The 25,894-nt window shown below is 63.2% G+C and carries 28 protein-coding genes; 15 read left to right on the forward strand and 13 right to left on the reverse strand.

The window, feature by feature from the left end:
* Window positions 1-94 precede the first annotated feature (94 nt).
* The 4 genes from JQ611_RS09405 (at window position 95) to JQ611_RS09420 (ending at window position 4,982) form a co-directional block, all read left to right on the forward strand.
* A complete protein-coding gene (locus JQ611_RS09405; RefSeq protein ID WP_212465286.1) occupies window positions 95-706 on the forward strand; it encodes a polysaccharide biosynthesis/export family protein in 612 nt (203 codons plus the stop codon).
* Between the two features lie 2 nt (window positions 707-708).
* The gene (locus JQ611_RS09410; protein WP_212465287.1) at window positions 709-1,842 is read left to right on the forward strand and encodes a glycosyltransferase family 4 protein; all 1,134 of its coding nucleotides are present in this window, start codon (window positions 709-711) and stop codon (window positions 1,840-1,842) included.
* A gap of 150 nt (window positions 1,843-1,992) precedes the next feature.
* Window positions 1,993-3,522 (forward strand): undecaprenyl-phosphate glucose phosphotransferase, encoded by a 1,530-nt coding sequence (locus tag JQ611_RS09415; RefSeq protein ID WP_212465288.1) that lies wholly within the window; start codon window positions 1,993-1,995, stop codon window positions 3,520-3,522.
* Window positions 3,523-3,707: 185 nt separating this feature from the next.
* Window positions 3,708-4,982: an O-antigen ligase gene (locus JQ611_RS09420; RefSeq protein WP_212465289.1), complete on the forward strand. Its 1,275-nt coding sequence runs from the start codon at window positions 3,708-3,710 to the stop codon at window positions 4,980-4,982.
* On the opposite strand, the gene JQ611_RS09425 is transcribed toward JQ611_RS09420, so the two are convergent.
* Entirely contained in the window at window positions 4,954-5,484 is a 531-nt protein-coding gene (locus JQ611_RS09425; RefSeq protein ID WP_249133048.1) for a MarR family winged helix-turn-helix transcriptional regulator, read from the reverse strand. The genes JQ611_RS09420 and JQ611_RS09425 overlap by 29 nt on opposite strands.
* Window positions 5,485-5,566: 82 nt before the next feature.
* Between JQ611_RS09425 and JQ611_RS09430 the strand changes: the two genes are divergently transcribed.
* On the forward strand, window positions 5,567-6,760 hold the full coding sequence (locus JQ611_RS09430) for an NAD(P)/FAD-dependent oxidoreductase (RefSeq protein ID WP_212465290.1): 1,194 nt from the start codon (window positions 5,567-5,569) through the stop codon (window positions 6,758-6,760).
* A 12-nt stretch (window positions 6,761-6,772) separates the two neighbouring features.
* Here the strand turns inward: JQ611_RS09430 and JQ611_RS09435 are convergent, their stop codons facing one another.
* The 4 genes from JQ611_RS09435 to JQ611_RS09450 all read right to left on the reverse strand — a co-directional run bounded on the left by JQ611_RS09435 (window position 6,773) and on the right by JQ611_RS09450 (window position 10,984).
* Complete coding sequence (locus tag JQ611_RS09435; protein ID WP_212465291.1) at window positions 6,773-7,957, reverse strand: trans-acting enoyl reductase family protein; 1,185 nt, start codon at window positions 7,955-7,957, stop codon at window positions 6,773-6,775.
* A 37-nt stretch (window positions 7,958-7,994) separates the two neighbouring features.
* Entirely contained in the window at window positions 7,995-9,173 is a 1,179-nt protein-coding gene (locus JQ611_RS09440) for a trans-acting enoyl reductase family protein (protein WP_212263589.1), read from the reverse strand.
* Window positions 9,174-9,311: 138 nt separating this feature from the next.
* Window positions 9,312-10,097: a DUF169 domain-containing protein gene (locus JQ611_RS09445; RefSeq protein WP_212272887.1), complete on the reverse strand. Its 786-nt coding sequence runs from the start codon at window positions 10,095-10,097 to the stop codon at window positions 9,312-9,314.
* An 80-nt stretch (window positions 10,098-10,177) separates the two neighbouring features.
* Window positions 10,178-10,984 carry a YdcF family protein gene (locus tag JQ611_RS09450; protein ID WP_212465292.1) on the reverse strand — a complete coding sequence of 269 codons (807 nt, stop codon included), beginning with the start codon at window positions 10,982-10,984 and terminating at the stop codon, window positions 10,178-10,180.
* Between the two features lie 151 nt (window positions 10,985-11,135).
* On the opposite strand from JQ611_RS09450, the gene JQ611_RS09455 reads away from it, so the two are divergent.
* A complete protein-coding gene (locus tag JQ611_RS09455; RefSeq protein WP_212296208.1) occupies window positions 11,136-12,077 on the forward strand; it encodes an acetamidase/formamidase family protein in 942 nt (313 codons plus the stop codon).
* A gap of 18 nt (window positions 12,078-12,095) precedes the next feature.
* Here the strand turns inward: JQ611_RS09455 and JQ611_RS09460 are convergent, their stop codons facing one another.
* Window positions 12,096-12,443, reverse strand: coding sequence for a GrlR family regulatory protein (locus tag JQ611_RS09460; RefSeq protein ID WP_249133049.1), 348 nt, complete (start codon window positions 12,441-12,443; stop codon window positions 12,096-12,098).
* 292 nt (window positions 12,444-12,735) lie between these two features.
* Between JQ611_RS09460 and JQ611_RS09465 the strand changes: the two genes are divergently transcribed.
* Both JQ611_RS09465 and JQ611_RS09470 read left to right on the forward strand, forming a co-directional pair.
* Window positions 12,736-12,933 carry a hypothetical protein gene (locus JQ611_RS09465; RefSeq protein ID WP_192733542.1) on the forward strand — a complete coding sequence of 66 codons (198 nt, stop codon included), beginning with the start codon at window positions 12,736-12,738 and terminating at the stop codon, window positions 12,931-12,933.
* Window positions 12,934-13,007: 74 nt separating this feature from the next.
* Window positions 13,008-13,478, forward strand: a complete 471-nt coding sequence (locus tag JQ611_RS09470; RefSeq protein ID WP_212465293.1) for a GcrA family cell cycle regulator — start codon at window positions 13,008-13,010, stop codon at window positions 13,476-13,478.
* A gap of 36 nt (window positions 13,479-13,514) precedes the next feature.
* Here the strand turns inward: JQ611_RS09470 and JQ611_RS09475 are convergent, their stop codons facing one another.
* The 6 genes from JQ611_RS09475 to JQ611_RS09500 all read right to left on the reverse strand — a co-directional run bounded on the left by JQ611_RS09475 (window position 13,515) and on the right by JQ611_RS09500 (window position 17,878).
* Window positions 13,515-13,904, reverse strand: coding sequence for a cupin domain-containing protein (locus JQ611_RS09475; protein WP_212465294.1), 390 nt, complete (start codon window positions 13,902-13,904; stop codon window positions 13,515-13,517).
* Window positions 13,905-13,944: 40 nt separating this feature from the next.
* A complete protein-coding gene (locus JQ611_RS09480; RefSeq protein WP_212465295.1) occupies window positions 13,945-14,691 on the reverse strand; it encodes an SDR family oxidoreductase in 747 nt (248 codons plus the stop codon).
* 203 nt (window positions 14,692-14,894) lie between these two features.
* Window positions 14,895-15,863: an SDR family oxidoreductase gene (locus JQ611_RS09485; protein ID WP_212465296.1), complete on the reverse strand. Its 969-nt coding sequence runs from the start codon at window positions 15,861-15,863 to the stop codon at window positions 14,895-14,897.
* Window positions 15,864-16,015: 152 nt separating this feature from the next.
* A complete protein-coding gene (locus JQ611_RS09490; protein ID WP_212465297.1) occupies window positions 16,016-16,429 on the reverse strand; it encodes a hypothetical protein in 414 nt (137 codons plus the stop codon).
* Window positions 16,430-16,600: 171 nt separating this feature from the next.
* The gene (locus JQ611_RS09495; RefSeq protein ID WP_212465298.1) at window positions 16,601-17,506 is read right to left on the reverse strand and encodes a dihydrodipicolinate synthase family protein; all 906 of its coding nucleotides are present in this window, start codon (window positions 17,504-17,506) and stop codon (window positions 16,601-16,603) included.
* Between the two features lie 234 nt (window positions 17,507-17,740).
* Window positions 17,741-17,878 (reverse strand): hypothetical protein, encoded by a 138-nt coding sequence (locus JQ611_RS09500; RefSeq protein ID WP_211999955.1) that lies wholly within the window; start codon window positions 17,876-17,878, stop codon window positions 17,741-17,743.
* A 264-nt stretch (window positions 17,879-18,142) separates the two neighbouring features.
* On the opposite strand from JQ611_RS09500, the gene JQ611_RS09505 reads away from it, so the two are divergent.
* The 7 genes from JQ611_RS09505 (at window position 18,143) to JQ611_RS09535 (ending at window position 25,661) form a co-directional block, all read left to right on the forward strand.
* Window positions 18,143-18,355, forward strand: coding sequence for a hypothetical protein (locus JQ611_RS09505; RefSeq protein ID WP_212263598.1), 213 nt, complete (start codon window positions 18,143-18,145; stop codon window positions 18,353-18,355).
* Window positions 18,356-18,633: 278 nt separating this feature from the next.
* A complete protein-coding gene (locus JQ611_RS09510; protein WP_212263599.1) occupies window positions 18,634-19,572 on the forward strand; it encodes an ABC transporter permease in 939 nt (312 codons plus the stop codon).
* The gene (locus JQ611_RS09515) at window positions 19,569-20,456 is read left to right on the forward strand and encodes an ABC transporter permease (RefSeq protein WP_211999958.1); all 888 of its coding nucleotides are present in this window, start codon (window positions 19,569-19,571) and stop codon (window positions 20,454-20,456) included. Before JQ611_RS09510 ends, JQ611_RS09515 begins: the two co-directional genes overlap by 4 nt.
* The gene (locus JQ611_RS09520) at window positions 20,453-22,015 is read left to right on the forward strand and encodes an ABC transporter substrate-binding protein (RefSeq protein WP_212465299.1); all 1,563 of its coding nucleotides are present in this window, start codon (window positions 20,453-20,455) and stop codon (window positions 22,013-22,015) included. The genes JQ611_RS09515 and JQ611_RS09520 overlap by 4 nt, the downstream gene beginning before the upstream one ends.
* A 24-nt stretch (window positions 22,016-22,039) precedes the next feature.
* Complete coding sequence (locus JQ611_RS09525; RefSeq protein ID WP_212465300.1) at window positions 22,040-23,608, forward strand: ABC transporter substrate-binding protein; 1,569 nt, start codon at window positions 22,040-22,042, stop codon at window positions 23,606-23,608.
* On the forward strand, window positions 23,608-24,585 hold the full coding sequence (locus JQ611_RS09530; RefSeq protein WP_212263603.1) for an ABC transporter ATP-binding protein: 978 nt from the start codon (window positions 23,608-23,610) through the stop codon (window positions 24,583-24,585). The genes JQ611_RS09525 and JQ611_RS09530 overlap by 1 nt, the downstream gene beginning before the upstream one ends.
* Window positions 24,582-25,661 (forward strand): ABC transporter ATP-binding protein, encoded by a 1,080-nt coding sequence (locus JQ611_RS09535; RefSeq protein ID WP_212263604.1) that lies wholly within the window; start codon window positions 24,582-24,584, stop codon window positions 25,659-25,661. The genes JQ611_RS09530 and JQ611_RS09535 overlap by 4 nt, the downstream gene beginning before the upstream one ends.
* 4 nt (window positions 25,662-25,665) lie before the next feature.
* Here JQ611_RS09535 and JQ611_RS09540 read toward each other — a convergent pair whose 3' ends face one another.
* Window positions 25,666-25,833, reverse strand: a complete 168-nt coding sequence (locus JQ611_RS09540) for a hypothetical protein (RefSeq protein ID WP_212263605.1) — start codon at window positions 25,831-25,833, stop codon at window positions 25,666-25,668.
* Between the last annotated feature and the right edge of the window lie 61 nt (window positions 25,834-25,894).

Raw genomic sequence — 25,894 nt, forward strand, 5'->3', positions numbered from 1 at the left:
CGGGCTGCAATGACCGCCCCGCAGGGCTGCGGTCATGTTTTGTTAACCATGAACGCCCTTAATCGGGCGGATACTTTTTCAGGATTCTCCCCCCATGCGAGGCGCGCTGGCCCCGATCCCATGTCTGGTTGCTGCGCTGGCGCTTGCGGGCTGCATGGGCCGGACCACGCCGGTTGCCGTGGCGCCCTATGCTGGCCCTGCCCCTGTTGCGGTGGCCTATGCCGAACCGGCGCCGCCGCGCTTTGACGCGGCCTATCATCTGGATACTGGCGACAAGCTCCGCGTCGTGGTCTACGGCCAGGAAGGCCTCACCAACACCTATGCGATCGATGCCAGCGGCTCGATCACGATGCCGCTGATCGGTTCGGTCCCGGCGCGCGGCAGCACGCCCGCGGGGCTGGCCGCCGACATCGGCGCCAGGCTGCGCCGCGGTTTCATCCGCGAGCCCTCGGTCGCCGTCGAAGTCGAGGCCTATCGGCCGTTCTTCATCCTCGGCGAAGTGGCGGCGCCCGGACAATATCCTTATGTACCGAACATGACCGTTGAAAGCGCCGTTGCCATCGCTGGCGGCTTCTCGCCGCGCGCGCTGCGCGACCGGGTGACGGTCACGCACACCGACGGATCCGGAACGGCGCGCTACGTGGTGCCGCCGGGAACGTCCATCAGCCCGGGCGATACGGTGCTCGTTGGCGAACGCTGGTTCTGATTATGCCTATCATCGACGGTCAGCCCCTTCGTATCCTGCACGCGACGCGCGCCCCGGTGGGCGGCATTTTTCGCCATATCCTGGATCTCGCCAACGGCCAGGCCGATAAAGGCCATCACGTCGGCATCATCGCCGACAGCCTCACCGGCGGCGAGCGCGCCGAGCAGGCGCTGGCGGAAATCGCCCCTCGTCTCAAGCTCGGCGTTCATCGCGTCGCCATCCACCGCGAACCGCGCCCCAGCGACACCTTGGCATGGGTGCGCTTCCTGCGCCTGGTCCGGAACCTGAAACCGGACGTGCTGCACGGCCATGGCGCCAAGGCCGGTGTGTTCATACGTTCCAAGATCGCCGCCAGGGATACGATCCGGGTCTATACGCCGCATGGCGGGTCGCTGCATTACCCGCTGTCGACGCTCAAGGGCAACTTCTATGCCCGCCTCGAGCGCGCGCTGATGGACTCGACGGACCTGTTCCTGTTCGAAAGCGCGTTTGCGCGCAACACCTATCAGCGCACCATCGGCACCCCGAAGGGGCTGGTGCGCTGCGTGTTCAACGGCGTCACCGCCAATGAATTCGACCCGGTCGTCAAGGCCGAGGACGCCACGGACGTGATCTATGTCGGCGAGTTCCGGCACATCAAGGGCGCCGACCTGCTGATCGACGCGGTGGCCCGTCTGCGCGCCGACGGCCGGCCGGTGACGCTGACGCTCGCCGGCGACGGCGAGGAAAGCGCGAGTTTGAAGGCCCAGGTGCAGCGGCTCGGTCTCGGCGAGGCCATCCGCTTCATCGGCCACGTCAAGGCGCGCTACGGCTTTTCCAAGGGCTCGCTGCTGGTGGTTCCCTCGCGCGGCGATTCCATGCCCTATGTCGTGATCGAGGCCGCGGCGGCGGGAATTCCGATGGTGGCCGCCAATGTCGGCGGCATTCCGGAGATTTTCGGCTCTCATACCGAGGCGTTGTTCGCCCCCAACATCGCCGCGGCGATGGCGGACGCGATCGAGGTTGCGCTGGAGAATCCGGCGGCGATGCTGGAGCGGGCCAAATCCCTGCGCGAGCGGATTTTCCAACACTTCTCGCAGAAGGCGATGGTCGAAGGTGTATTGACCGGCTACCGCGACGCGTTTGCCAATCGTTAACCGTTCTTTACCAACGTAACTGTTTCTTCCGATTTGTCCCTTAAGCCGGATGGCAGGGAATTCCGCATCGGCAGGCGCGTCCCTATGTGCCGGCCTAAGAACGGAATCAGAATCGGACTTGGAACAGTGGAACCGCTTAACGCTCGCTCGATGTTAGACGCCGCGGCAGCAACGGCCGCGGCGACCGCTACCGGTGAACGCCCGCCGATCGAACGGCGCCGCCGGTTGTCGCCGGCAGCCCTTGCCGTCACCAACCAGAAGGTCAGCCGCGCCTATTCGCCGATCGTGATCGCGGGTGCGGTCCGCCTGGTCGATTTCGTCATGCTCAGCCTGATCGGCCTTGCGCTCTATTTCGCCTATGTCGTGCGCCTCAAGGGTTTCCATTGGGAATATGTCGCGGCGATCGTCGGCATGACGGCGACCGCCGTAATCTGCTTCCAGGCCGCCGACATCTACGAAGTCCAGGTGTTCCGCGGCCAGCTGCGGCAGATGACCAGGATGATTTCGTCCTGGGCCTTCGTGTTCCTGCTGTTCATCGGCGCCTCATTCCTGGTCAAGCTCGGCAGCGAGATCTCGCGGATCTGGCTCGCATCGTTCTTCTTCGTCGGCCTTGTGGCCCTGCTGATCGAACGCGCCTTCCTGCGCACGCTGGTGCGCAGCTGGGCGCGGCAGGGCCGGCTCGACCGCCGCACCATCGTGGTGGGCTCGGACCAGAACGGCGAGCAGCTGGTCGAGGCGCTCAAGACCCAGCATGATTCCGATATTGACGTGCTCGGCGTGTTCGACGACCGCAACGATGCCCGCGCGCTGGAAACCTGCGCCGGCAGCCCGAAGCTCGGCAAGGTCGACGACATCGTCGAATTCGCCCGCCGCACCCGCGTCGACCTCGTGCTGTTCGCGCTGCCGATCTCGGCCGAGACGCGCATCCTGGAAATGCTGAAGAAGCTGTGGGTGCTGCCGGTCGACATCCGCCTGTCGGCGCACACCAACAAGCTGCGCTTCCGTCCCCGCTCCTATTCCTATCTCGGCGAGGTGCCGACGCTCGACGTATTCGAGGCGCCGATCACCGACTGGGATCTGGTGATGAAGTGGCTGTTCGACCACGTCGTCGGCTTCCTGATCCTGATGCTCGCGCTGCCCGTCATGGGGCTGGTCGCGCTCGCCATCAAACTCGACAGTCCCGGGCCGGTCATCTTCCGCCAGAAGCGGTTCGGCTTCAACAATGAGCGCATCGACGTCTTCAAGTTCCGCTCGATGTACCACCATCTCGCCGATCCCACCGCCTCCAAGGTCGTGACCAAGAACGACAGCCGCGTCACCCGCGTCGGGCGCTTCATCCGCAAGACCAGCCTCGATGAACTGCCGCAGCTGTTCAACGTCGTGTTCAAGAGCAACCTGTCGCTGGTCGGCCCGCGCCCGCACGCCGTGCAGGGCAAATTGCAGAGCCGGCTGTTCGACGAGGCCGTCGACGGCTATTTCGCGCGCCACCGCGTCAAGCCCGGGATCACCGGCTGGGCGCAGATCAACGGCTGGCGCGGCGAAGTCGACACCGACGAGAAGATCCAGAAGCGCGTCGAGTTCGACCTCTATTACATCGAGAACTGGTCGGTGCTGTTCGACCTCTTCATTCTGCTCAGGACGCCATTGGCGCTGATGACGAAGAACGAGAACGCGTATTGAGTTTCTGAGACGTTTGAAGCGTCATTGCGAGGAGCGCAAGCGACGAAGCAATCCACACTTCCTTCGTTGCCCGATGGATTGCTTCGCTTCGCTCTCATGCACAAACGCTCCGCGTTTGTTGCAGACAATGACGACATAAGCGGTTGTGGGCGTATTGTAGCGTTTAGCGTGTGCGTGAGTATCGAATGGCGTATGCGGCGACAGCCGGGGGTCCTCTTCCATCGTTGACAGCCGCGCCGGGCGTGCTCGCGGTGCAGCGCGCGATGGTATGGCTGGTCGGCGCGTCCGGGGCCATCGTCTTCATCGAGCCCAGCCCTTATGAGATCGCAACGCTGCTGGCGTCGCTGATCTTCTTTGCCACCGGCGGTTTGCGGATGCGGCTGGTGTTCATTCCGCTGCTGCTGGCGCTGTTCCTGCTCAACACCGGCTACACGATCAGCGCCATTGCCGTGATCGACCGACCCAATGTCAGCATGTGGATCGCGACCTCCTGGTACATGGCCATCACCGTGATGCTGTTCGCGATGGTGATGGCCGAAGATACCGCAGCCAGGCTCGACATGCTCAGGCGCGGGCTCGTCGTCGGCGCAATGATCGCGGCGAGCCTGGGTGTCGCCGGGTATTTCAACCTCGTCCCGGGCGGACGCGACCTCCTGACGCTGTACGATCGCGCCCGCGGCACCTTCAAGGACCCCAACGTGCTCGGCGCGTTCCTGATCCTGCCGGCGCTGTTTTGCCTGCAAAGCGTGGTCTCGGACAAACTCGGAAAGTCGCTGCGCAACACCGTCGCTTTCGGCATCATGTCGCTGGCGATCCTGCTGGCGTTTTCGCGCGCGGCCTGGGGCGGGCTGATCCTGACCTCGATGTTCATGCTGGCGCTGATGGTGCTGACCAGCCGGTCGCAGGCGCAGCGTTCACGCATCATCATGATCGCGATTGTCGCTGCGATCCTCGCGGCGGCGCTGGTGGCGGTGCTGCTGTCGTTCGACTCGATCGCGCAGATGTTCAAGCAGCGCGCCAGTTTCGATCAAAGCTATGACTCGGGCCGCTTCGGCCGGTTCGGGCGCTACATCCTCGGCGCCAACATGGCGCTCGATCTGCCGTTCGGAATAGGTCCGCTGCAGTTCACCCGCTACTTTCCCGAGGACACCCACAATTCCTATTTGAACGCATTCATGTCGGGCGGCTGGCTCTCCGGCGTCTGCTACCCGGCGCTGGTGTTCGTCACGGCGCTGAACGGCTTTCGATACATCTTCGTCCGCGCGCCCTGGCAGCGCGCCTATCTCGCGATCTTCGCCGCCTATCTCGGCACCGTCGGCGAGAGTTTTATCATCGACACCGACCATTGGCGGCATTTCTGGATGATGCTGGGGCTGATGTGGGGCCTGTTCGTCGCCGCCGAGCATTACAAGGCCCGCGCCGGCCAGACGTTCAACGGCGCGGCCGTCCCAGCTTCTTAGGCGCTTTCTCCGTCGGCGAGTCGATCAATCCCTTCAGCGCCTCGGTCGCCTCCAACACCGACTTGTAGCTCTCGCTCGCGAAGCGCAGCAGCAATTGCAGTTCCGCTTCCGAATAGGAGCTCCATAGTTTGTGCATCGCCTGCTGCATTGGCACATAGAACCGCCCGATCTGCGCGACGTTGTCAGGCACGGTCGCGATAAAGACCTTGCGCCGGTCGGCCGCGTCGCGCTCGCGACGCACGAAGCCGGCCTTCTCGAGCCGGTCCACCACGCCGGTGATGGCGCCGGTGGTCAGCCCCGTGACCTCGGCAAGACGGCCGGCGGTGACGCGGCCCTCGAGATTGAGAAAATCCAGGCATTCGAGGTCGGAACCGGAAATTCCGGCCACATTGGCAACGGTTTGCCCAAAGATCACGCCCTGCGCCGACGACCGCCGCATGGCCTCTTCCAGTTCCTGCAACAGCGCGGCCCGCGCCTTCGGCCTTGACACGGTCGATTTCATATCTTAGTCCATCATTATCTTAGCTACTAAGATAATTAGCAGCTGATATTTCCTACCACCCCACGGATGCATGGAGCAAGGCATGACCAAACGTCCCAAGGCCCTGATCATCGGCGGTGGCATCGCAGGTCCCGTGACCGGAATCTTCCTGAAGCAGGCCGGCATCGATGCCGAGGTGTTCGAAGCCTGGCCCTACTCGGCCGGGATCGGCGGCGGCCTGCAGATCGCGCCGAACGGCATGCACGTGCTGGCCGAGATCGGCTTGGCCCCCGAGATGATCCGGCGCGGTTCGGTCGCCGAATCGTTCGATTTCTATTCGCAGAAAGGCGCCCGCCTCGGCTCGCTCAACCGCAACATGAAGGCGCGGTTCGGCCAGCCGGCGGTGAACATGTGCCGCGCCACGCTCAATGAATTGCTGGTCAACAAGGCCTGGTGCGCCAATGTCGAGCTCAGGTTCGAGAAGCGGCTGGTGGGAATCGAGGATCGCGCCGACCAGCCGGTCGTGGCGCATTTTTCCGACGGCAGCTTTGCCGAGGGCGATTTTGTCATCGGCGCCGACGGCGTGCATTCGGCCGTCCGCGGCCACGTCATCCCGGACGGACCAAAGCCGTTCGATACAGGATTGATCGGCTTCGGCGGTTTTGTGCCACGCGCGGTGATCGAGAATTCGCCGATCGGCCAGCGCGTGGTGACGACGTTCGGGCAAAGCGGGTTCTTCGGCTATGGCTTCTGCAGTTCCGATCCCAACGACGGCCTGATGTGGTGGAGCACGCAGCCCGCGCACGGCGCCAGTGCCGCGACGTTCCGCGCCATGAGCCAGGACCAGTTGCGGCAGCATTTGCGGAAATTCCACGCCGGCTGGCACGATCCGATTCTGCAAATCATCGATGCGGCTGAAAACATCGTGGTCACGGACACGCTCGACGTCGCAACCTTGCCGACCTGGTCGCGCCAGCGGACGCTTCTCATTGGCGACGCCGCGCACGCCACCAGTCCGCATGCCGGCCAGGGCGCCTCGCTGGCGCTGGAAGACGCGCTGCGGCTTGGCCGGTTGATGCAGACCCGCCAGGAGCTCGCGTTGACATTCCAGAATTTCGAGGCCGAGCGCCGCCCGCGCGCCGAAAAGATCGTGGCGCTGGCGCGCCGCAACGGCAACAGCAAGCGCGAGTTCAGTCCGACCGGCGCCTGGATCCGTGACCGGATGATGAAACTGATGCTTCCGCTCGGCGCACGGGCGATGGACTTTATGTACGCGTACGATCCCCGTTCGGCGTAGCGGTCGCAAAGCCTACTTCTCCACGCCGAACGTCAAGCCGGCATGGCCGACCAGCCGCTTGATCAGTCTGTGCTGCATCGCCGCCCCCGGCGTCCAGATGCCGGCGGGCACATCAGGCGCATCGCGCAGCAGGCAGATCGCGCATTCGGAGATCATCTTCGCCGTCGAGCCATAGCCGGGATCGCGGTCACCCTTCACGGCAGCCCGCACCTGCTTGCCGTCGGGCGCGAGTGCGACGAACAGCAGATCGAAGAAACCACTCTCCCGCACCTCTTTCGAGGGACCGTCGCCGGGCTTCAGGCCGCTTGCGCCGCCCATCCTCTCGGCGTTGACGGCGGCGACGAGCTGTTTGGCGTTGGCTCCGCCCTGCTCTCCCGGACCGGTCAGGACCATCTCGTCATAGACGAAGTCCTTGCCGTACGGAAAGTTCATCAGAAAATTGGAACGGTGCACGTTGCGGGTGTTGATGGTCGCCATCACGAAAGGCGCCGTCCACGAGCCGAGATCATCGTCGAACAGCGGCTTGTTCCCGCGCGGCTGCTTCGGGCCTTCAAATCCCGGCGCCAGCAAGAATGGATCCTTCAACAGGGCGACCAGACTGAGGTCTTGCGCGGCAGCCGCGAACGTCGCCCAGGTGCTCGCGGCGGTACCACCGGACAACGTGCCACTCATGTCGCGAATCCGGCCCTTGACGCGGTTGGCCGGGGCGCCAAAACTCTTGTTCGCCTCCTGCTGGACGGAGAACACGCCGAGTTCGAACGGCAGCGAATCGAAGCCGCAGGAAAATACGATGCGTGCGCCGGTCGACTTTGCGGCCGCCTCGTGCGTGTCGATCATCTGCCGCATCCAGAGCGGCTCGCCGCAAAGGTCGAAATAATCGGTGCCATCCGCGACGCAGGCTGCGACCAGTTCGGAGCCATAGCGCTGATACGGACCGACGGTCGAGATCACCGATCTGGTTCGGCCGACCATCGCCTTCAGCGAGGCGGGATCGCCGGCATCGGCAACGATCAGCGGGGTATCAGCCGGCGCGCCGATCGCGTCGCGCACGGCAGCGAGCTTGTCCAGGCTGCGCCCGGCCATCGCCCATTTCAGATTACCGTCGCCCTTGTACTGCGCGGCGAGATATTCAGCGATGAGCTGGCCGGTGAAGCCGGAGGCTCCATAGACGACGATGTCGAATTCCGACGAAGGCATTGCCTGACTTCCGGGAAGATGATGCTCGAAAACTGGGCTACTTCTCCACGGTGAACGTCAGGCCAGCGTTGTCGACCAGCCGCTTGATCAGCTTGTGCTGCATCGCCGCGCCCGGCGTCCAGATGCCGGCGGCCACATCAGGCGTGTCGCGCAGCAGGCAGATCGCGCATTCCGAAATCATCTTGGAGGTCGAGCCGTAGCCTGGATCGCGGTCACCCTTCACCGCCGCACGGACCTGGCGGCCATCGGGAGCGATCGCCACATAAAGCAGGTCATAGAGGCCGTTCTCGCGCTCTTCCTTCGATGGCCCCTCGCCCGGCTTGGGCGCACCGGGGCCGGTCTTTTCGGTGTTTGCGGCCATCACGAGCTTGGCGTTGGCTTCGCCCTTCTCGCCAGCCCCCGTCAGCACCATTTCGTCGTAGACGAACTCCTGCCCGTACGGAAAGCCCATCAGCATGTTCGAGCGATGGACGTTGCGGGTGTTGATCAGCGCCATCATGAAGGGCGCGATCCAGGACTGCAGGTCTTCCTCATAGGACGGCTTGCTGCCCGGCGGCTGTTTCGGCCCCTTGAATCCCGGCGTCAGCGCGAACGGATCCTTGAGGATCGCAACGAGGCTGAGATCCTTGGCAACGGCGTCGAAGGTCGCCTTGGCGCTGGCGGCGGTGCCGCCGGACAAGGTACCGCGCATATCGCGCACGCGACCCTTGACGCGCAAAGCCGGCGCACCGAACACCCGCTTGGCTTCCTCCTGCACGAAGAAGGCACCGAGTTCGAACGGCACCGAGTCGAACCCGCAGGAAAACACAATGCGCGCGCCGCTCGCCTTCGCCGCGGCTTCATGCTTGTCGATCATCTGGCGCATCCAGAGCGGCTCGCCGCAGAGATCGAAATAGTCGGTACCCGACTCCACACAGGCCGCAAGCAGCTCATTGCCGTAAAACTGATACGGGCCGACCGTCGAGATCACCGATTTCGTCTGACCCACCATCGCCTTCAGCGACGCGGCATCTGACGCGTCGGCCACGATCAGCGGCGTATCCGACGGCGCGCCGATCGCATCGCGCACCGTGGCGAGCTTGTCCTTGCTGCGCCCGGCCATCGCCCATTTCAGGCTGCTGTCGCCCTTGTAATGCGCGGCGAGATATTCAGCGACGAGCTGGCCGGTGAAGCCGGTAGCGCCGTAGACTACGATGTCGAATTTCGACGAAGACATGTTTTAGTTCCCTAATACTCGTCATTGCGAGAAGCGAAGCGACGAAGCAATCCATACTTACTTGGTGGCTATCTTACTTGGTGGCTATGGATTGCTTCGCTGCGCTCGCAATGACGGTTTCCCCTTCATTTCGCAAGGCTATTTCTTAGCATACGAAACGCCCATGCCGGCGCGGACGTCGGCCTGGATGCCATAGGGCGCGATCGGATAGCGCAGGCCGTTTTTCGCCAGTTGCTTCATGCCGACAATGGCCTTGGCGAGATGCGCCGGCTGCAGCGCCATCAGCATCTCTTCGTCGGGCACGCCGCCATAGCGCCGTTCGGCAAAGCATGGCAGCGACAGGCTCGGCTCGCCGGTCTTGAGCGCCCGCCCCCAGGAATCCGCGCATGCGGTCTCGCCGACCACGCCCCATTCGAACTTCTTGTAGCCGGTATATTGCAGCCCGTTGATCAGGATGATCATCTGGCCCGGCGTCGCATAGACCAGGCAGATATCCGGCGGATTGAGCCGTCCGCTGGTGAGCGGACTCACCGCCATCGCCTGGTACTGGCCGTACGGCACGACGTCGAGCGCTTCCTGGCGCTTGCGCGCGTCCTCCTCGGTGCCGTGCCAGACGCCGACATAGTTTTTTCCTTCCAGGAATTTTTCGTCCCTTTGCGCCAGCCCGATCACGGCGCGGCATTGCGCGCCGACGAGGTCTTCGCCGGTGATGCCGACGGTCCAGCCGAGCCTTGAAGCCATGCTGACGATCTGGTCGGTGGTGTGGACCGCACTGGGGCGCCGGATTTTCGGGATCGCCGCCATCTCCTCGACGGTTGCGAACATCTTGATGCCGATCACGGTGGTCCGGAGCCGCAACAGGCTGATCAGGTCGGCAGCCATGCCGTTCAAATCGAACGCTTCCGGCGGCGTTTGCTGTTGCATGGCGTAAACTCCCAAATCGGCGCGGTGCGCATGTTGTTGTTGGCGTCAATTCTAGCCCGGTCGCTCGGCTGTTGCGACCTCTACTTCGGCGCGGGTCCCGGCAGCAAATCGTCGATCTTGCCGGTGACCCGGTACGCAACCAGCCCCATCCATTCGCGCGCCGCGGTTTCGGTCCGTCCCAGGCCATCAAGAATGGAGTTCGAAAACTTCGTGAAATCGCCGCGGTCGCCGACCCGCCAATCGACCGGATAGGCTTCGACCGCAAAACCGGCCTTGCGAAACAGGCCGACCGATCGCGGCATATGAAAGGCCGAGGTCACCAGCAGCCAGCGCTCGCCGTCCTTCGGCGCCACCAGCGCTTTCGAGAACTGCGCGTTCTCCAGCGTGTTCCGTGATGCCCGCTCCATGATCAGCCGCGATTTTGCGATGCCGAGGCTCTCGAAAATCGCGCCGGCGAAATCGGCCTCGCGCGCGTCGTTCGAAATCAGATTGGCACTGCCGCCGGTGAACAGAATGCGTGCATTCGGATAGCGGTGCGCCAACGCCGCAGCCGCGATGATGCGGTCAGGCGCGCTGCGCACCACCGGCGTGCCATGCGCGGCCGATATGTCAGCCTCGATCGACGCGCCGAGCACGACGATGCCGTCCGGCGGCGCGCCGGCTCCGTCCTTCCATGGCGGAAAGCGCTGCTCCAGCGGATAGAGCAACAGGTTTCCGAGCGGCGACAATCCGCAGATCACCAGCAATATCACCGCTGCCATCACAAGCTTGCGGCCGAGCGATGCAAAGCGCGTCAGCAGCAGGATGGCGCCAATGAAACCGACGCCGATCAGGAAATTCGTCGGCATCAGCATGTAGCCGAGCGTTTTGGAGAGAACGAAGAACAAGGCAGGCCTCTTGGAATTTCCAGTTCGTCATACGCGGGCTTGACCCGCGTATCCATCTTCTTCGCAAAAAGCGTTATGCGAAAATGATGGATTGCCGGGTCAAGCCCGGCAATGACAAATAGAACAAGACAACACCGACAAGAAGGTCCCCATGACCCATCATCACCTGCATTCCAGCCCCAAAACCTGCCACTGGGGCTTTTTCGAAGCGAAATTGAAGCCGGTCCTGACCATTGCCAGCGGCGATGAGGTCACGGTCGATACCATCACCGGCGGCCCCGACGTGGTGCCGGACCGCAGCAAGTTTCATGTGCCGCCCGAGCTTGCCGACGTGCACGCCCAGAACGAGCGGATGGTGCCGGGCCATATTCTGACCGGCCCGATCGCGGTTGAAGGCGCCGCGCCCGGCGACGTGCTCGAGGTCGACATTCTCGACGTCCAGCTCCGGCAGGACTGGGGCTACAATCTGATCAAGCCGCTGTCCGGCACCCTGCCCGACGATTTCCACGAGACGCGGCTGCTCAACATTCCGCTCGACCGCGAGCGGATGGTCGGCCGGATGCCGTGGGGATTAGACCTGCCGCTCAAACCGTTCTTCGGCGTGATGGGCGTGGCGCCGCCGCCGGCCTGGGGCCGCATCACCTCGCTGATCCCGCGCGCGATGGGCGGCAATCTCGACAACAAGGAGTTAGGGGCCGGCGCCAAACTCTATCTGCCGGTGTTCGTGCCCGGCGCGCTGTTTTCCTGCGGCGACGGCCACGGCGTGCAAGGCGACGGCGAAGTCTGCGTCACCGCGATCGAAACTGCGCTGCAGGGCCGCTTCCGCCTGACGCTGCGCAAGGATTTGCGGCTGGAATATCCGCGCGCGGAAACGCCTGATCATTACATGACGATGGCGATGGACCCCGACCTCGACCAATGCGTGGTGCGCGCGCTGCGCGACATGATCGTGCTGCTTGGCGAGAAGCGCAATCTGTCGCGCGAGGACGCCTACACGCTCTGCAGCCTCGCCGCCGATTTGCGGGTGACGCAGACGGTCAACGGCTCCAAGGGAATTCATTGCATGATCGCAAAGAGTGTGGTGCACGGCTGATTTGAGCGCAGTGCGCCGTCACAGCGGCGAAAGCAGCTCCAACGTGGAGCGAATCCTGACGCTGGTCTTTCCAACCAGCGCCGCCCCCTGCACATCAGCGCGATCGGCGGTATAGGTGCCGCTGAAGCCGGTGGTGACCTCGCGCCCGCCAAACAGCGGCAGCACGCCGGCCGATTTGGTGTGCTGGTTGGTGGTCAGTTCGCCGCGCCATTTGCCGCGATCGGCGGTGTAGGAGCCCGTATAATAGAAATGCGAGTCGCCGCCGGCGATCTTGCCGTCCAGCAGCACGATGACGCCGCTGGCATGGCCATGCCCGCCCTCAATCATTTCGGTCAGGATTGAGTAGAGACCGTTGGTCATCGTCATCACAGGATTGCCCCTCGTCGAAGCAGCATCGACCGTGCAGACCACCTGAGGCAATCGGGAAATGGGTTGAGGAACTGGATCGTTTCGCCGCGGCTGCTTGGGCGCCGTCAGGCCGGTAGTTGGTCGCGCAGCGCTGTCCAACATCGGAGCCTGTGTGGCGCCAGTCGAATTTTTCGACGTCGTTACAAGGAGATAGGCTGCGACCGTGGCGGCAATTGACTTATCCCCATGAAACTTAATAGAGTCTAAATAGATACTTTTCAGTACAGCGTTTAAAAGTTAGCGTTCTTGCATGGCTACAGAAAAAGCCGAAACCGACCGCATTCCCGTGACGTTGGCGATCTCGACCATCAGTTATCTCGAAAAACTGGTGAGACAGGGCACCCACGGCACTAGCGTTCCCGGCGTTGCGAAGACCCTGATCGAGGAAGGCATCCGGCTCGCCATCAAGGACGGGCTGCTGTCGATCCGCGACAATGGCAGGCCTTGATGGCACGCCAGCGGAAAATTCGCTGACGGGAGACAGGAACGCGGCGGTTCCTCAAAGAATTTGGGACCGCAAGCATGTTCGCAAACATACCGACCTGGACCACCGAGCGCGTCGAACTCCTCAAACAACATTTCGAATCCGGCCTGTCCTGCCGCGAGATCGCCGCTCACATCGGCGTCAGCCGCAACGCCGTGATCGGCAAATTGACACGGCTCGGTCTGACCCGCGGGCCGACCAATATCGAACAGCATTTGCAAGGGACCGCCAGGGAACGCAGCCCGAAATCCGTTCCCCGCACGCAGTACCGGATGCTGCAAGTGGTCTACCAGAACGGGCAACCGGCCCCCGACGCTCCAATCGCCAGCGAGCGGCCCTGCTCACTGCTCGAACTCAGCCATGAGCGCTGCCGCTGGCCGATCAGCACGCCCGGCGCGGAGGATTTCTGCTTTTGCGGCAACACACCGCTCAAGGGTATGCCTTACTGCGTCGGCCACACTCGCCTCGCCTACAAGCCCGGCTCGCGCCAGCGCGTGGCCCGCGCCTGACATTGTCCGACGCACTCTCTGCTTAAAGCGCCGCAGTCACTGCGCGGGTACGAGCGCCTGCGCTCCCTTGTCCTTGATCAAGAGCACGAGGAATTTCGCCGGCTGGGTGCTACTCGCGTTCCGATCAACGACATGAATATCATCGGGGCCTTCATAGAAACTTTGTCCAGCTGTCAGTGTCACGGGTTGTCCACCCTTCAGCTGCATCACGACGGAGCCCTCCAGCACATAAACAAACGCATGTGCGTTGTGTCGGTGGACAGCACTCGACCCGCCGGGCGCATGCTCGACCATGATCATCAAAGCTTCCTTGCCGGGACTATCCGGAAGATCCTTGGACATGAGCGGCGTCACCTTGGGGGCCTGAGCTGCCGCCGTTCCGGTCATCAAGCACAGAAGAACCAGCGCAACGAGTTTGTTTGTCATAATCGCCTCTTTCGTTCATGGCCCAGGAGCTGATGCGGGATCAGGCCTTTGCGCGGCGAAGCCATTCGTCGAGACCGATGCGGCCGAGGCGCGCCTCGCCCAACGGCACCAGCGAGTGCTCGTCAACCCGACCGCCCCAGTATCGGGCCTCGGGATCGCTCACGACTTCGCGCGGGTCGCCAACCGCCTTCAGATAGCGGGCAATGATGTCATTGAGCGGCGCTCGTTCCGGTCCGGCGATCTCCACGATACCGCTTCGCGGCGCCGCCAGTGCCAGATCGGCAACGATGGCAGCAACGTCGTCCGACGCGATGGGCTGGAACAGGATAGGCGGGAGCCTCACTGTGTTTCCGTCCGCACTTGAATCGGCGATACCGCGAACGAATTCCAGGAACTGGGTCGCGCGAACGATGGTGTATGGAATGCCGGAGGCTTCGATCAGTTTCTCCTGGGCGACCTTGGCGCGGAAATAGCCATTGTCGGTCCGGTCGATCGCGACGATCGACAGTGCGACATGATGCCGGACGTTCGCTGCGGCCTCGGCGGCGAGCAGGTTGCGGCCGGAGGTCTCGAAGAATTCGAGCACCGCCTTGTCGTCAAATGAGGGCGAATTGGCCAGGTCGATCACCACCTGTGTGCCCGCCATGACCTCCTTGAGTCCCTCACCAGTCATCGCGTTAACGCCGCTCTTGGGCGAAGCGGCGACGACTTCATGGCCGCCCTGGCGCAGAATGGCGACGGTCTTCGAGCCGATCAGGCCGGTGCCACCGATCACGACGATCTTCATGGTTGATGCTCCGTTGTCGTAGCAGCTTAGTTCCGCTTTGAACCTGCAGAATACTATCCCAAGGTACAGGTCGGACTACCCGCTGAACCGGCGAGACCCTGTAGACCGTACCGCCACGCGGCGTTTTCCGTCAGCGTGGCACGCTTGGGTGAGCCAACAACTCTTGTTGAGTTCCGGCTCTGGTCGCTATTCTGATCAGCCCTTCAGGCCAGCTTCCAGCCGACCTCGTCCCGATAGCTCTGGTAGAAATCGAGCGTATAGGCCTCCTCCGGCGTCTTGCGCACGCGCTCGTCGAGCTTGTGGGCGTCGTCGCCGACCAGGATGCGCCAGCGATCAGCCTTGACGCCGTCGAGGATGATTTTCGCGGCCGCCGCCGCCGTGGTCGGCGCGTCGTCGCGAAACGATCGCGCGCGGTCGAGCGCGAGTTGCTGGATGTCCTCATCCGACATGGCAGAGGTGTCGGTACCCATCCCCTTCAGCCGTTCCCGGGTCACACCGATTTCAACATCGGTCAGGCGCTCGGTCTCGCTTCCGCTCTGGATCTTGCGCGAGTTCGACACGATCGAGGTGCCGATGTGGCCGGGCATCACGACCGAGCATTTGATATGCGGCGCGTTGAGCCGCAGATCCGTCATCAGCGCCTCGGAAAATCCCTTCACCGCGAACTTGGCGGCGGCGTAGGCGGTGTGCGACACGCCGGGGCCGACCGACGCCCAGAACCCGTTGACGCTGGACGTATTGATGATGTGGCCCTCGTCGGCCTTCAGCAGCAGCGGCATGAAAGTGCGAACGCCGAGATAGACGCCGCCCCAACAGATGTTGAAGGTGCGCTCCCACTGCTCGCGCGTGTTGGTGAACAGGCTGCCGCCACCGCCGATACCGGCATTGTTGAACAATAGATGGATCTTGTCGGTCGCCTGCTGCTCGATCAGCTCATCGCGAAACCGCTTGAGCTGGTCCTCGATCGCGACGTCGGCGATGTGCGTGGTGACGCGCAGGCCCTGCGGGAGCTTCTCGGCTTCGCACAGCTGCCTGGTCTCGGCCATCGCCTCGGCGGAGACGTCGCACATCGCGACATTGCAGCCCTCGGCGACGAGCTGGCGCGCCAGCTCGCGGCCCATGCCCGTGCCGCCTCCGGTGATGACGGCGATCTTTCCGGCGAATTCCTTCATGGAGAGCGTTCCTCTATTTTCTTTTGCTGGCCTTCATGAACACCGCACGGGGCCTTTCGCGAAGTGTAGCAGCTGCGCTTCGCCGGTAAAGCTCGTGCCGTGATGGTGCGATCAGCGACGATGTCCGCGACGCGGAAAAACCGCGACGCCCGTCATTCATTCTGTCTATTGTATGCCGCCACCCGCTTTACTAGATCGATAGCAATTTCCCGACTCTCACTTGACGCGACCCAATCAACCGCCTGTGGCGACGCATCGAGAGCCGTCAAAACTTCGCCTATCAAAGGCTCAACACCGAATTCTGCGACCGAACCGGCGTCAACATAGACGGTCGGACCCTTTGCGTGATGATGTTCGATCAGATGCTGGAGCTCACGGAACAAGATTACCCGTCCAGAGGGTAACCTGAGAAACATTCCGTGAGCTTGCCCCAATCCTTCTTCCATCCAATTTTCAACTCGAAAGCCAAGCAGCTGCGCAATTTCAAAAACTCCCACTTGAAATCGCATGATAGGCAAATCGGCGTTAGGAAACCGATGCTCATATATCTGCGCCACCTTCGTCATCGGCAAACCATTGGCTACGGGCCTGTACCGTCATGGCCGGGCGTAGCCGTCAAGGACAGCGTCACTTCCGCTCGCCTATCCCCGGCCATCCACGTCTTCCTTGCTGTTAGACTGTAAAGACGTGGATGCCCGGGACAAGCCCGGGGCATGACGATCCGTTGAGTATCTGCCCTACTCCGCCGCCTCGACGCGTTGGCCGGCCGCCCCCAACCCGTCCAGCGCCTTCTTGATCGCGGCCTGTTGCGCAGGCGACGCTTCCGGCATCGGCGCGCGCGAGAAGGTCTTTGGTAATCCCTGCAGCGACTGCGCGTAGCGTGTGCAGGCCGGCAGATTGTCTGAAACTACAGCGTTCCACAGCGTCAGCAGTTTCTTGTGCAGGTCGAGCGCGCGGACGTGATCGCCGGCCTTGACCGCATCCCACAGTTCGACCGAGGCATGCGGCGCGGCCGAGAGGATCGCGGCGATCGAGCCATGCGCGCCGAGCGCGTAGGACGGATACATCAGCGCGTCGACCGCGCTGTAGATCAATTTGTCCGGCGCCATCATCATGAGATCGGCGAACAGTTTCAGATCGCCGGCGCTCTGCTTGACGCCGACCACCAGCGGCACCTCGTTCATGATCCGCGTCAGCAGCGCGGGCGACAGATACGACCACGGCACCACATTGTAGATGATGATCGGCATGCCAGTCTCGTCGGCCATCCGGCGGAAATGATCGACCATCGCCTGCTCGTCCGGCTTGAACAGATAATGCACCGGCGTCACTTGCAGGGCGGCGACATCCATGTCGCGCACCAGTTTGCCGCGCCGGATCGCGTCGCGCGTGGAGTCGACGATGATGCCGGCGATCACGGGCGCGCGGCCCTTGGCGGCCTCCACCGTCGCCGCCACCAGGTCGCGATACTCTTCATGATCGAGCGTATGTCCCTCGCCGGTCGAACCGCCCGCCGCCATGCCATGGCTGCCGGCGCCGATCAGCCAGTCGACTTGCGGGGCGACCTGCTTGAAATCGATCTCGCCGTCTTTGCGAAACGGCGTTGTCATCGGCGGTATCACGCCTGTCGGGCGTACTTTCATCATCGACCCCTTGCGTTTCCGTTTCCCAAATCCGACCCCGCTCTTTGGCTATCATTATCGATCGGCGGGTAAAGCCTAACCGTTGCCGGATGGGCAATCCAGTTGAGACATCGGTGGGCTGGGTCGTGGCGGCGTCATAACGGGCGGAGGCGCGGCTCCTCCACTCGTGATCCAAAATGCTTGAATTTTTGCACGAAAAAACCCCGGCAAGTCATGCCGGGGCTATTCGCTCGCTTAACGGGCCGGTGGCTTCGGCGGACCAAAGGGGTTACGGGGCGGAAGGTGCGTGGGGCCGGTGCCCAGCCTGCCGCCGGTCACGATATCCAGCTGGTGCGTCGTCAGTTCGACCGGCTTGTCAGTCCTGCGTTCCATGGTGCGTCTCCCGCTGCTGTCCCGGTGCAACATTGCCTCGGTATGACCGGGACCATGACGGATCGGCGACGGCCGCGCTGTTCCCCAGGTGACAGCCGGACCGGAACGGAAGTGGCCTCAGCCTTTCTCTTGGCCCTTCCAGACCGTCGTCACTTGCAAGGGCTGACGGGCTTTCGCGTTTAACCATACTAAAACTCAGGGCGACGGCGGGAGTGCGCCTGTAGTATGTTTGCGGCTATTGGATTTATTAATTTTTGGTGCCTTATGAACGACGCGTATTTCAAGGAGCAGTCCCGGCGCGTCCGCGCGATTGCGGACAAGGCCGATCCCTTCACGAAAAAACGACTGCTTGCGCTCGCCGAAAGCTACGATGCGCGGATTGGACGGCCCTCAAAGGCAACGCGACAGCTGCCCTTCGTCGCGATCAATAATGAAAAACCCGCCGATCAGCGCGACGACGGCGAGACCGCGCGCTGATTGTGGCAACTTCCGCATAGCGATCGCCGCTCGCATATTCCGCGATAAGGCATTACGCCCGTACGCGACAAGGGAGCGCAGGCGGAAACGGTTCGGCAAAATGGGCGTGACGGCGCGCGCGGTGCATGCCAGTATCGGCAATAATCAAAGCGCGCGCACGTCGGACGAAGCGCCGCTGCCAGGGAGGGGACTGCAAAGCGTTCGCGTAAGCGGACGCGCTGCAAGCGTCTGCGTAAGCGGACGCGCCGTTTGTTGGCCTAACGGTCCGTTGGCGTCGCATGGGACAACAGATTGTCCATCGCCTGCTGATTTCGTTCCCCGCTTTGCTCGGGGTTCTCTTCCTCTGTTTTTGTCTGTTGCAGGTGGTGCCGGCTGATCCCGCAATGATCATCGCCGGTCCCGACGCCAAGGCCGAGACCATCGCGGCGATCAGGCTCGAGCTTGGCCTCGACCGCTCGATCCCGGTGCAGTTCTTCGAATACATCATGCGGGTTCTGCGCGGCGATCTCGGCCGCTCGATCATCTCCAACCGGATGGTGAGCGAGGAACTCGCGATGACGATCGGTCCAACGGTCGAACTGATGCTCGGCGCGATGCTGATCGCGGTGCCGAGCGGACTTGCGTTCGGAACGCTGGCCGCCGTCAATCGCGGCCGCCTCGCCGACCGCATCATCATGGCCTGCTCGGTAGCCGGTGTTTCGATGCCGGTGTTCTTCATCGGCCTGATCCTGATCCAGTATGTCGGTTTCAAATGGGCGTTGCTGCCGTTCACCGGCCGCACCGGGCCGATCTGGGACGGCGGATTGCCGAGCCTGATCCTGCCCGCGACCACGCTCGGCCTCGTGCTGATCGGACCGATCGCGCGGCTGACGCGCACCGCTGTGCTGGAAGTGCTGGGCGCCGATTTCGTGCGCACGGCGCGCGCCAAGGGGCTGCGCGAGACGGCGGTGATCGTCCATCACGCGCTGCGCAACGCCATGATCCCGGTCGTCACCCTGATCGGGCTGCAGGCGGCCTTCCTGCTTGGCGGCGCGGTGGTCACGGAAACGATGTTTTCCTGGCCCGGCGTCGGCCGGCTTGCGGTCGGCGCCATCGTCTCCAGCGATTTCCCGACCGCGCAGGGCGCGATCATGATCCTCGCCATAGCCTTCCTGTCGATCAACCTGATCGTCGACGTGCTCTACGTCTATCTCGATCCCAGGGTGGCGCGCCGATGAGCGTTCAGGCCCTCGAACCCGTCTTTGTCGCCGAGCCCGAAACCGGCGCGTTCGCCCGTGCCGGCGTGCTGCGGCGCCTCGCGCGCGACCGGGTCGCGGCCGGGGCGGCGTTGACGCTCACCACCATCGTGGCCGCGGCGGTTTTCGCGCCCTGGATCGCGCCCTACGACCCCTACTTCACCGACCTCACCAAGGTCATGCAACCGCCGGGCGCCGAGCACTGGTTCGGCACCGACAACACCGGCCGCGACGTGCTGAGCCGCGTCATCTTCGGCACCCGCGCCACGTTGATGCTCGGGCTGGTCGGCGTCATCATCGGCGGCCTGTTCGGCGGCGTGCTCGGCATTCTCGCCGCCTACTACAAGCGGCTCGACGGCTGGATCATGCGGCTGGTCGACGTGATGCTGGCGTTCCCCGCCATCCTGATCGGGCTCGCGGTCGCCGCGATCTTCGGCGCCGGCCTCACCGCCGTAGTCATCGCGCTGGTCGTCGCCACCGTGCCCGACGTCGCGCGGGTGGCGCGCGGGGCGGCGGTCGGCGTTATGGGCCAGGAATTCATGGAAGCCGGCCGCGCGGTCGGCGTCACCGACGGCGCACTGATCTGGCGCTATCTGACGCTCAACTGCATCTCGACGATCTTCGTGTTCCTGACGCTTCGCTTCGGCCAGATCATCCTGATCGGCTCTGCGCTCGGCTTCCTCGGCATGGGCGCGCAACCCCCGACCGCCGAACTCGGCATGATGGCGGCCCAGGGGCGCGACTTCCTGTTCATGGCGCCGCACATCGCGACGATCCCAAGCTGCGCGATCTTCGTGATCGTGCTGGCGGCCAACCTTCTGGGCGACGCGTTCCGCGACGTCCTCGATCCGAGGCTGCAGACATGATCAGAACCGTTCTGGGTGTAGCATTGGCAATAGGCGTCGCGGGGGCCGCATCGGCCCAGACGCTGACCTTGATGAAGGGCATCGACGCGCCGCATTACGACGCGCAGCGCACCACCTGGGGTCCGACATCCGACATCGTCAACATGTTCCAGGACACGCTGGTGGCGCTCGACTGGGACGGCCGCACGCCGATCCCCTATCTCGCCAAGTCCTGGATCATCAGCGAGGACGGCCGGACCTATACGTTCAAGCTGCGCGACGACGTCTCGTTCTGCAGCGGCAAGAAATTCACCGCCGAGGACGTGATCTACAGCTTCAAGCGGCTGAAGGATCCCGCGATCAAGGGGCCGTACGCCTGGCGCGCCGGCAGCATCAAGGAGTTGCGCGCGCCTGATCCCTACACCGTCGAATACGAACTCGAGGAGCCCTACTCCGAGCTGCTGTTGCAGCTCACCATGTTCACCAACGTGATCCACAACAAGGAAAGCGTCGAGGCGCTGGGCAAGGACTACGGCATCAAGGGCGCCGACGGCACCGGGCCGTGGTGTTTCGATTCATGGCAGCCGCGCACCGAGATCGTGCTGAAGCGCCACGCCGCCTACAAATGGGGCCCGTCGATGTACCAGAACAAGGGCCCGGTGAAATTCGAAAAACTGGTGGTCAAGATCGTGCCCGAGGAATCCAGCCGGGTTGCGGCGATGATGGCCGGCCAGTTCGACATCACCCACCAGTTTCCGCACCAGTTCATCACCCAGGCCAGGGCCGCCCCGATGCTCAACGTGAGCGAGGCGAAGCCGAATTTCCAGCTGCTTTATTTCGGTTTCAAGACCACGCGGCCGATGGTCGCCGACAAGCGCGTGCGCGAGGCCATGAGCATCGCCATCAACCGCGCCGAGATCGCCAAGGGCATCCTGCTCGGCAACGCCACGGCGGCCTTCACCATCGTCGACAAGGATGCGCTCGACCACGATCCGAAGACGGCCGGAATCGTCAAGGAAGACCTCGAACGCGCCAGGAAGCTGCTCGACGATTCGGGGTGGAAAGTCGGCGCCGACGGCGTGCGCGAAAAGGACGGCACCAAGCTGGCGCCGAAAGTGTACTACACCGCGAACGCCAACTCGGCCAAGGTCGCCGACGCGATCCAGGGATACTTGCGCAAGATCGGCGTCGACTGGCGGCTCAACCCGCAGGACTCGACCATCGCGGCGGCCAAGATGGCCGAGCAGGATTATGAAATCTGGTCGGTGACGGTGCCGTATCTGTCGGCCGGCGATCTCATGAACATCTACTTCGATTCACGCAACATCCCGACGCCGAACCGGATGAACTGGAAGGACGCCGAGACCGACGAGTGGCTGAAGCTCGGCCGCTCGGCGCTGACCGAGGCCGATCGCGCCAAACATTACGCGATGGTGCAGCAGAAGGTCATGCAGGAGCATCTGTGGATCCCGGTCCTCAACATCAACATGGACCAGGTCGCCAACAAGAAGATCAAGGGCGCGCGGCCGCACATGATCTACCAGAACACCTTCTACAAGGGGTTGGACGCGTCGCTATAGGCAAGCAACAACAAGGAGCAAACGATGCGCGGATTGTTCACGACGGCTGCGGTGCTGCTCGGAGTGGTGGGAGCCTCCCCGCTCGAGGCGCAGACCCTGAAGATGATGAAGTCGCTCGACGCGCCGCATTATGACGGCCAGCGCACCACCTGGTCGCCCTCCTCCGACATCGTCAACATGATTCAGGACACGCTTGTCGCGATGGACTGGGACGGCAAGACGGCGATCCCTTATCTCGCCAAGTCGTGGACGATCAGCGAGGATGGCAAGACCTACGTGTTCAAGCTGCGCGATGACGTGCAATTCTGCAGCGGCAAGAAATTCACCGCCGCCGACGTGATCTATTCCTTCAAGCGCCTGACCAGCACTGAACTAAAGGCGCCGCTGGCCTGGCGCGCCGGCAACATCAAGGAACTGCGCGCGCCCGATCCCTACACTGTCGAATACGAATTGAACGAGCCGTTCGCCGACTTGCTGCTCCAGCTCACGATGTTCACCACCGCGATCCACAACCAGGAGAGCGTGGAGGCGCTCGGCAAGGATTACGGCATCAAGGCGATCGACGGCACCGGTCCCTGGTGCTTCGAGAACTGGCAGCCGCGCACCGAAATCGTGCTCAAGCGCCACGACGCCTACAAATGGGGCCCGTCGATGTACCAGAACAAGGGCCCGGTGAAATTCGAAAAACTCAGCATCAAGATCGTGCCGGAGGATTCCAGCCGCGTCGCCGCCATGCTGGGCGGACAATTCGATGTCAGCCACCAAATCCCGCTGCAGTTCATCCAGCAGGTCAAGGCCGCGCCTACCCTCAACGTGCAGGAGGCGCAGCCTAACTTCCAGCTGATGTATTACGGCTACAAGACCACGCGGCCGATGGTATCAGACAAGCGCGTGCGCGAGGCGATGAACATCGCGATCAACCGCGCCGACATCGTCAAGGGCATCATGCTCGGCAATGCCGAACCGGCCTACACCTTCATCGACGACAAGGCACTCGACTTCGCCTCGTCCACCAAGGGCATCATCAAGGAGGACGTCGAACGCGCCAAAAGGCTGCTGGACGAAGCCGGCTGGAAGGTCGGCGCCGACGGCATCCGCGAGAAGGACGGCGTCAAGCTCGCGCCGAAGGTGCTGTTCACGCAGGTCGCCTATTTCGGCCGGGTCTCCGAGGCGATCCAGGGCTACATGCGCAAGATCGGCATCGACTGGAAGATCGTCGGCTTCGACTCCACGATCGCGCCGGCCGAGATGGCCAAGCAGGACTACGAATTGTGGACGGTGACGTTCCCCTACATATCGGCGGGCGACCTCCTGAACTTCTACTTCGATTCGAAGAACATGCCGGCGCCGAACCGGATGAACTGGAACGACCCCAAGACCGACGAGTATTTGAAGATGGGCCGCGCGTCGCTGACCGACGCCGATCGCACCAAATACTACGCGTTGGCCCAGCAGCGGGTCACCGAGGAGCATCTGTGGATGCCGGTGATGAACATCGCGATGTACACGACGAGCCAGAAGAAACTGAAGGGCGTCCGTCCGCACATGCTCTATCAAAACACCTTCTACAAAGGCCTGGATTACTCGTTCTGATGGAAAACCTGCTCGAGGTCCGCGGCCTCAAGACCCATTTTGCCACCGACCGCGGCCTGTTTCGCGCCGTCGACGGCATCAGCTTCAACGTACCGCGCGGCCGTACCGTCGGTCTGGTCGGCGAATCCGGCTGCGGCAAGAGCGTGACGTCGCTCTCCGTGATGGGCCTGGTGGCGAGCCCGGGCAAGGTCGAGGCCGAGGCCGTCATGTTCGGCAATCGCGACGTGCTGAAACTGTCGGCCGACGAGCGCCGCCGGCTGCGCGGCGGCAAGATGTCGATGATCTTCCAGGAGCCGATGACCTCGCTGAACCCGGTCCACACCATCGGCCAGCAGATCGTCGAAGCGATACTCGCCCATACCCAGTTGTCGCCGCAGGCCGCGAAAGCGCGCGCCATCGAGATGCTGGAACTGGTGCGGATTCCATCAGCGAAGCAGCGCATCGACGACTTTCCGCATAATCTGTCGGGCGGCATGCGCCAGCGCGTCATGATCGCGATGGCGCTGTCCTGCGAGCCGGCGCTGCTGATCGCCGACGAGCCGACCACCGCGCTCGACGTCACCATCCAGGCCCAGATCCTCGATCTGCTCGGCGAATTGCAGCGCCGGCTCGGCATGGCGATCCTGATCATCACCCACGATCTCGGCGTGATCGCCGAGGTCGCCGACCAGGTGCTGGTGATGTACGCCGGACAGATCGTCGAAAGCGCCGATGTCGCCGATCTGTTTGCCGATCCGCAGCACCCCTACACGATCGGCCTGCTCGGTTCGATCCCGCGCCTCGACGTCGACCGTATCAGGCTCGCCACCATCGAAGGCACGGTGCCGAGCCCCAACAACCAGCCAAAGGGCTGCCGCTTCGCGCCGCGCTGCCCGTTCGCCGACCGGCGCTGCCGCGAGGCGCCGCCGCCGCTGCGCGAACTCGCGCCGGGTCACCTCGTCGCCTGCTGGAAGGCCCCGGTCGAGGTGGCGTCATGAGCGCGGTCCCGGTGCTGCAGGTCGACGGCCTGGTGAAGCATTTTCAGCTCAGCCGCGGCATCATCCTGCGCAGACAAGTGGGCCTTGTGCGCGCCGTCGAGGACGTCAGCTTCGAGATCGGCCGCGGCGAGACGCTGGCGCTGGTCGGCGAGTCCGGATGCGGCAAGTCGACGACCGGACGCCTGGTGCTGCGCCTGATGGACCCGACGGCGGGCTCGGTTCGTTTCAAGGGCGAGGAAATCGCCAATCTCGGCAAGGATGAACTGCGGCGGCTGCGCCGGCACATGCAGATCATCTTCCAGGACCCCTACGCCTCACTCAATCCGCGCATGACCGTGGGCGAGATTTTGGCCGAACCGCTGCGGGTGCATGACATCGGCGATCCCGCCTCGCGCGAGACGCGGGTGAGCGAGCTTCTCGATATCGTCGGCCTGCTGCCCGAACATGCACGGCGCTATCCGCATCAGTTCTCCGGCGGGCAACGCCAGCGCATCGGGATTGCGCGGGCGCTGGCCGTCAATCCCGATCTGATCATCTGCGACGAGCCGGTATCGGCCCTCGACGTCTCGATCCAGGCGCAGATCGTCAACCTGCTGCAGAATTTGCAGCAGCGTTTTGGTCTCTCCTATCTGTTCATCGCGCATGATCTGGCGGTCGTAAAACACATCAGCGATCGCGTCGCGGTGATGTATCTCGGCAAGCTGGTCGAGATCGCTGACAAGAAGACGATCTACGCAAAGCCGCTGCACCCCTATACCCACGCACTGCTGTCAGCGATCCCGAAGCCGGACCCGAGCCTGCGCACCAAGCGCGTCATGTTGCAGGGCGACGTGCCGAGCCCGTTCAACCCGCCGTCCGGCTGCCGCTTCCATACCCGCTGCCTGCACGCCCAGCCGCGCTGCTCGGCGGAGGAGCCGAAGCTGCGCGAGGCCGCGCCCGGCCATCGCGTGGCCTGTCATTTCTTCGAGACGATCCAGGCCCCTGTCATCGTCGCGCGCGCCGGCGCTGCGAACGGAAAGTTCGCCGAACGGCTGGCCGCCTTTGAGGCGGCCAAGCACGCGCGAACGCCGGCCTGACGTATCAGCAGGCCAATATGGGCGAGGCCTTGTCGTAATGCTTGATAAACACAAACGGGCTGGGCGTGGCTTTTCCCTTGCCGCCGCTGACATTGGCGAGCTCGCGATCAGACAGCGCGTCGGCCTGACGGTCCCGCTCGCATGATTCAGCGCGATTGATGATGGTGCTCATGGTGACGGCTCCCTTTCGATCGAGGTCGGATCATTGCTGATGAAGGGGATTTAGCCGCCCG

Source organism: Bradyrhizobium sp. AUGA SZCCT0182 (genome assembly GCF_018130185.1).
In the GTDB taxonomy this organism is placed as follows: domain Bacteria; phylum Pseudomonadota; class Alphaproteobacteria; order Rhizobiales; family Xanthobacteraceae; genus Bradyrhizobium.

What these genes read in the sequence shown, in the direction of transcription:
- JQ611_RS09480 (WP_212465295.1), bottom strand. Translation starts at nt 14,691, where the DNA reads ATGAAGATCGTCGTGATCGGTGGCACCGGCCTGATCGGCTCGAAGACC.
- JQ611_RS09465 (WP_192733542.1), top strand. Translation starts at nt 12,736, where the DNA reads ATGGCTACAGAAAAAGCCGAAACCGACCGCATTCCCGTGACGTTGGCG.
- JQ611_RS09515 (WP_211999958.1), top strand. Translation starts at nt 19,569, where the DNA reads ATGAGCGTTCAGGCCCTCGAACCCGTCTTTGTCGCCGAGCCCGAAACC.
- JQ611_RS09535 (WP_212263604.1), top strand. Translation starts at nt 24,582, where the DNA reads ATGAGCGCGGTCCCGGTGCTGCAGGTCGACGGCCTGGTGAAGCATTTT.
- JQ611_RS09440 (WP_212263589.1), bottom strand. Translation starts at nt 9,173, where the DNA reads ATGTCTTCGTCGAAATTCGACATCGTAGTCTACGGCGCTACCGGCTTC.
- JQ611_RS09540 (WP_212263605.1), bottom strand. Translation starts at nt 25,833, where the DNA reads ATGAGCACCATCATCAATCGCGCTGAATCATGCGAGCGGGACCGTCAG.
- JQ611_RS09500 (WP_211999955.1), bottom strand. Translation starts at nt 17,878, where the DNA reads ATGGAACGCAGGACTGACAAGCCGGTCGAACTGACGACGCACCAGCTG.
- JQ611_RS09430 (WP_212465290.1), top strand. Translation starts at nt 5,567, where the DNA reads ATGACCAAACGTCCCAAGGCCCTGATCATCGGCGGTGGCATCGCAGGT.
- JQ611_RS09425 (WP_249133048.1), bottom strand. Translation starts at nt 5,484, where the DNA reads ATGAAATCGACCGTGTCAAGGCCGAAGGCGCGGGCCGCGCTGTTGCAG.
- JQ611_RS09410 (WP_212465287.1), top strand. Translation starts at nt 709, where the DNA reads ATGCCTATCATCGACGGTCAGCCCCTTCGTATCCTGCACGCGACGCGC.
- JQ611_RS09405 (WP_212465286.1), top strand. Translation starts at nt 95, where the DNA reads ATGCGAGGCGCGCTGGCCCCGATCCCATGTCTGGTTGCTGCGCTGGCG.
- JQ611_RS09505 (WP_212263598.1), top strand. Translation starts at nt 18,143, where the DNA reads ATGAACGACGCGTATTTCAAGGAGCAGTCCCGGCGCGTCCGCGCGATT.
- JQ611_RS09490 (WP_212465297.1), bottom strand. Translation starts at nt 16,429, where the DNA reads ATGACGAAGGTGGCGCAGATATATGAGCATCGGTTTCCTAACGCCGAT.
- JQ611_RS09455 (WP_212296208.1), top strand. Translation starts at nt 11,136, where the DNA reads ATGACCCATCATCACCTGCATTCCAGCCCCAAAACCTGCCACTGGGGC.
- JQ611_RS09495 (WP_212465298.1), bottom strand. Translation starts at nt 17,506, where the DNA reads ATGAAAGTACGCCCGACAGGCGTGATACCGCCGATGACAACGCCGTTT.
- JQ611_RS09525 (WP_212465300.1), top strand. Translation starts at nt 22,040, where the DNA reads ATGCGCGGATTGTTCACGACGGCTGCGGTGCTGCTCGGAGTGGTGGGA.
- JQ611_RS09485 (WP_212465296.1), bottom strand. Translation starts at nt 15,863, where the DNA reads ATGAAGGAATTCGCCGGAAAGATCGCCGTCATCACCGGAGGCGGCACG.
- JQ611_RS09510 (WP_212263599.1), top strand. Translation starts at nt 18,634, where the DNA reads ATGGGACAACAGATTGTCCATCGCCTGCTGATTTCGTTCCCCGCTTTG.
- JQ611_RS09520 (WP_212465299.1), top strand. Translation starts at nt 20,453, where the DNA reads ATGATCAGAACCGTTCTGGGTGTAGCATTGGCAATAGGCGTCGCGGGG.
- JQ611_RS09530 (WP_212263603.1), top strand. Translation starts at nt 23,608, where the DNA reads ATGGAAAACCTGCTCGAGGTCCGCGGCCTCAAGACCCATTTTGCCACC.
- JQ611_RS09435 (WP_212465291.1), bottom strand. Translation starts at nt 7,957, where the DNA reads ATGCCTTCGTCGGAATTCGACATCGTCGTCTATGGAGCCTCCGGCTTC.
- JQ611_RS09470 (WP_212465293.1), top strand. Translation starts at nt 13,008, where the DNA reads ATGTTCGCAAACATACCGACCTGGACCACCGAGCGCGTCGAACTCCTC.
- JQ611_RS09420 (WP_212465289.1), top strand. Translation starts at nt 3,708, where the DNA reads ATGGCGTATGCGGCGACAGCCGGGGGTCCTCTTCCATCGTTGACAGCC.
- JQ611_RS09415 (WP_212465288.1), top strand. Translation starts at nt 1,993, where the DNA reads ATGTTAGACGCCGCGGCAGCAACGGCCGCGGCGACCGCTACCGGTGAA.
- JQ611_RS09475 (WP_212465294.1), bottom strand. Translation starts at nt 13,904, where the DNA reads ATGACAAACAAACTCGTTGCGCTGGTTCTTCTGTGCTTGATGACCGGA.
- JQ611_RS09460 (WP_249133049.1), bottom strand. Translation starts at nt 12,443, where the DNA reads ATGACGATGACCAACGGTCTCTACTCAATCCTGACCGAAATGATTGAG.
- JQ611_RS09445 (WP_212272887.1), bottom strand. Translation starts at nt 10,097, where the DNA reads ATGCAACAGCAAACGCCGCCGGAAGCGTTCGATTTGAACGGCATGGCT.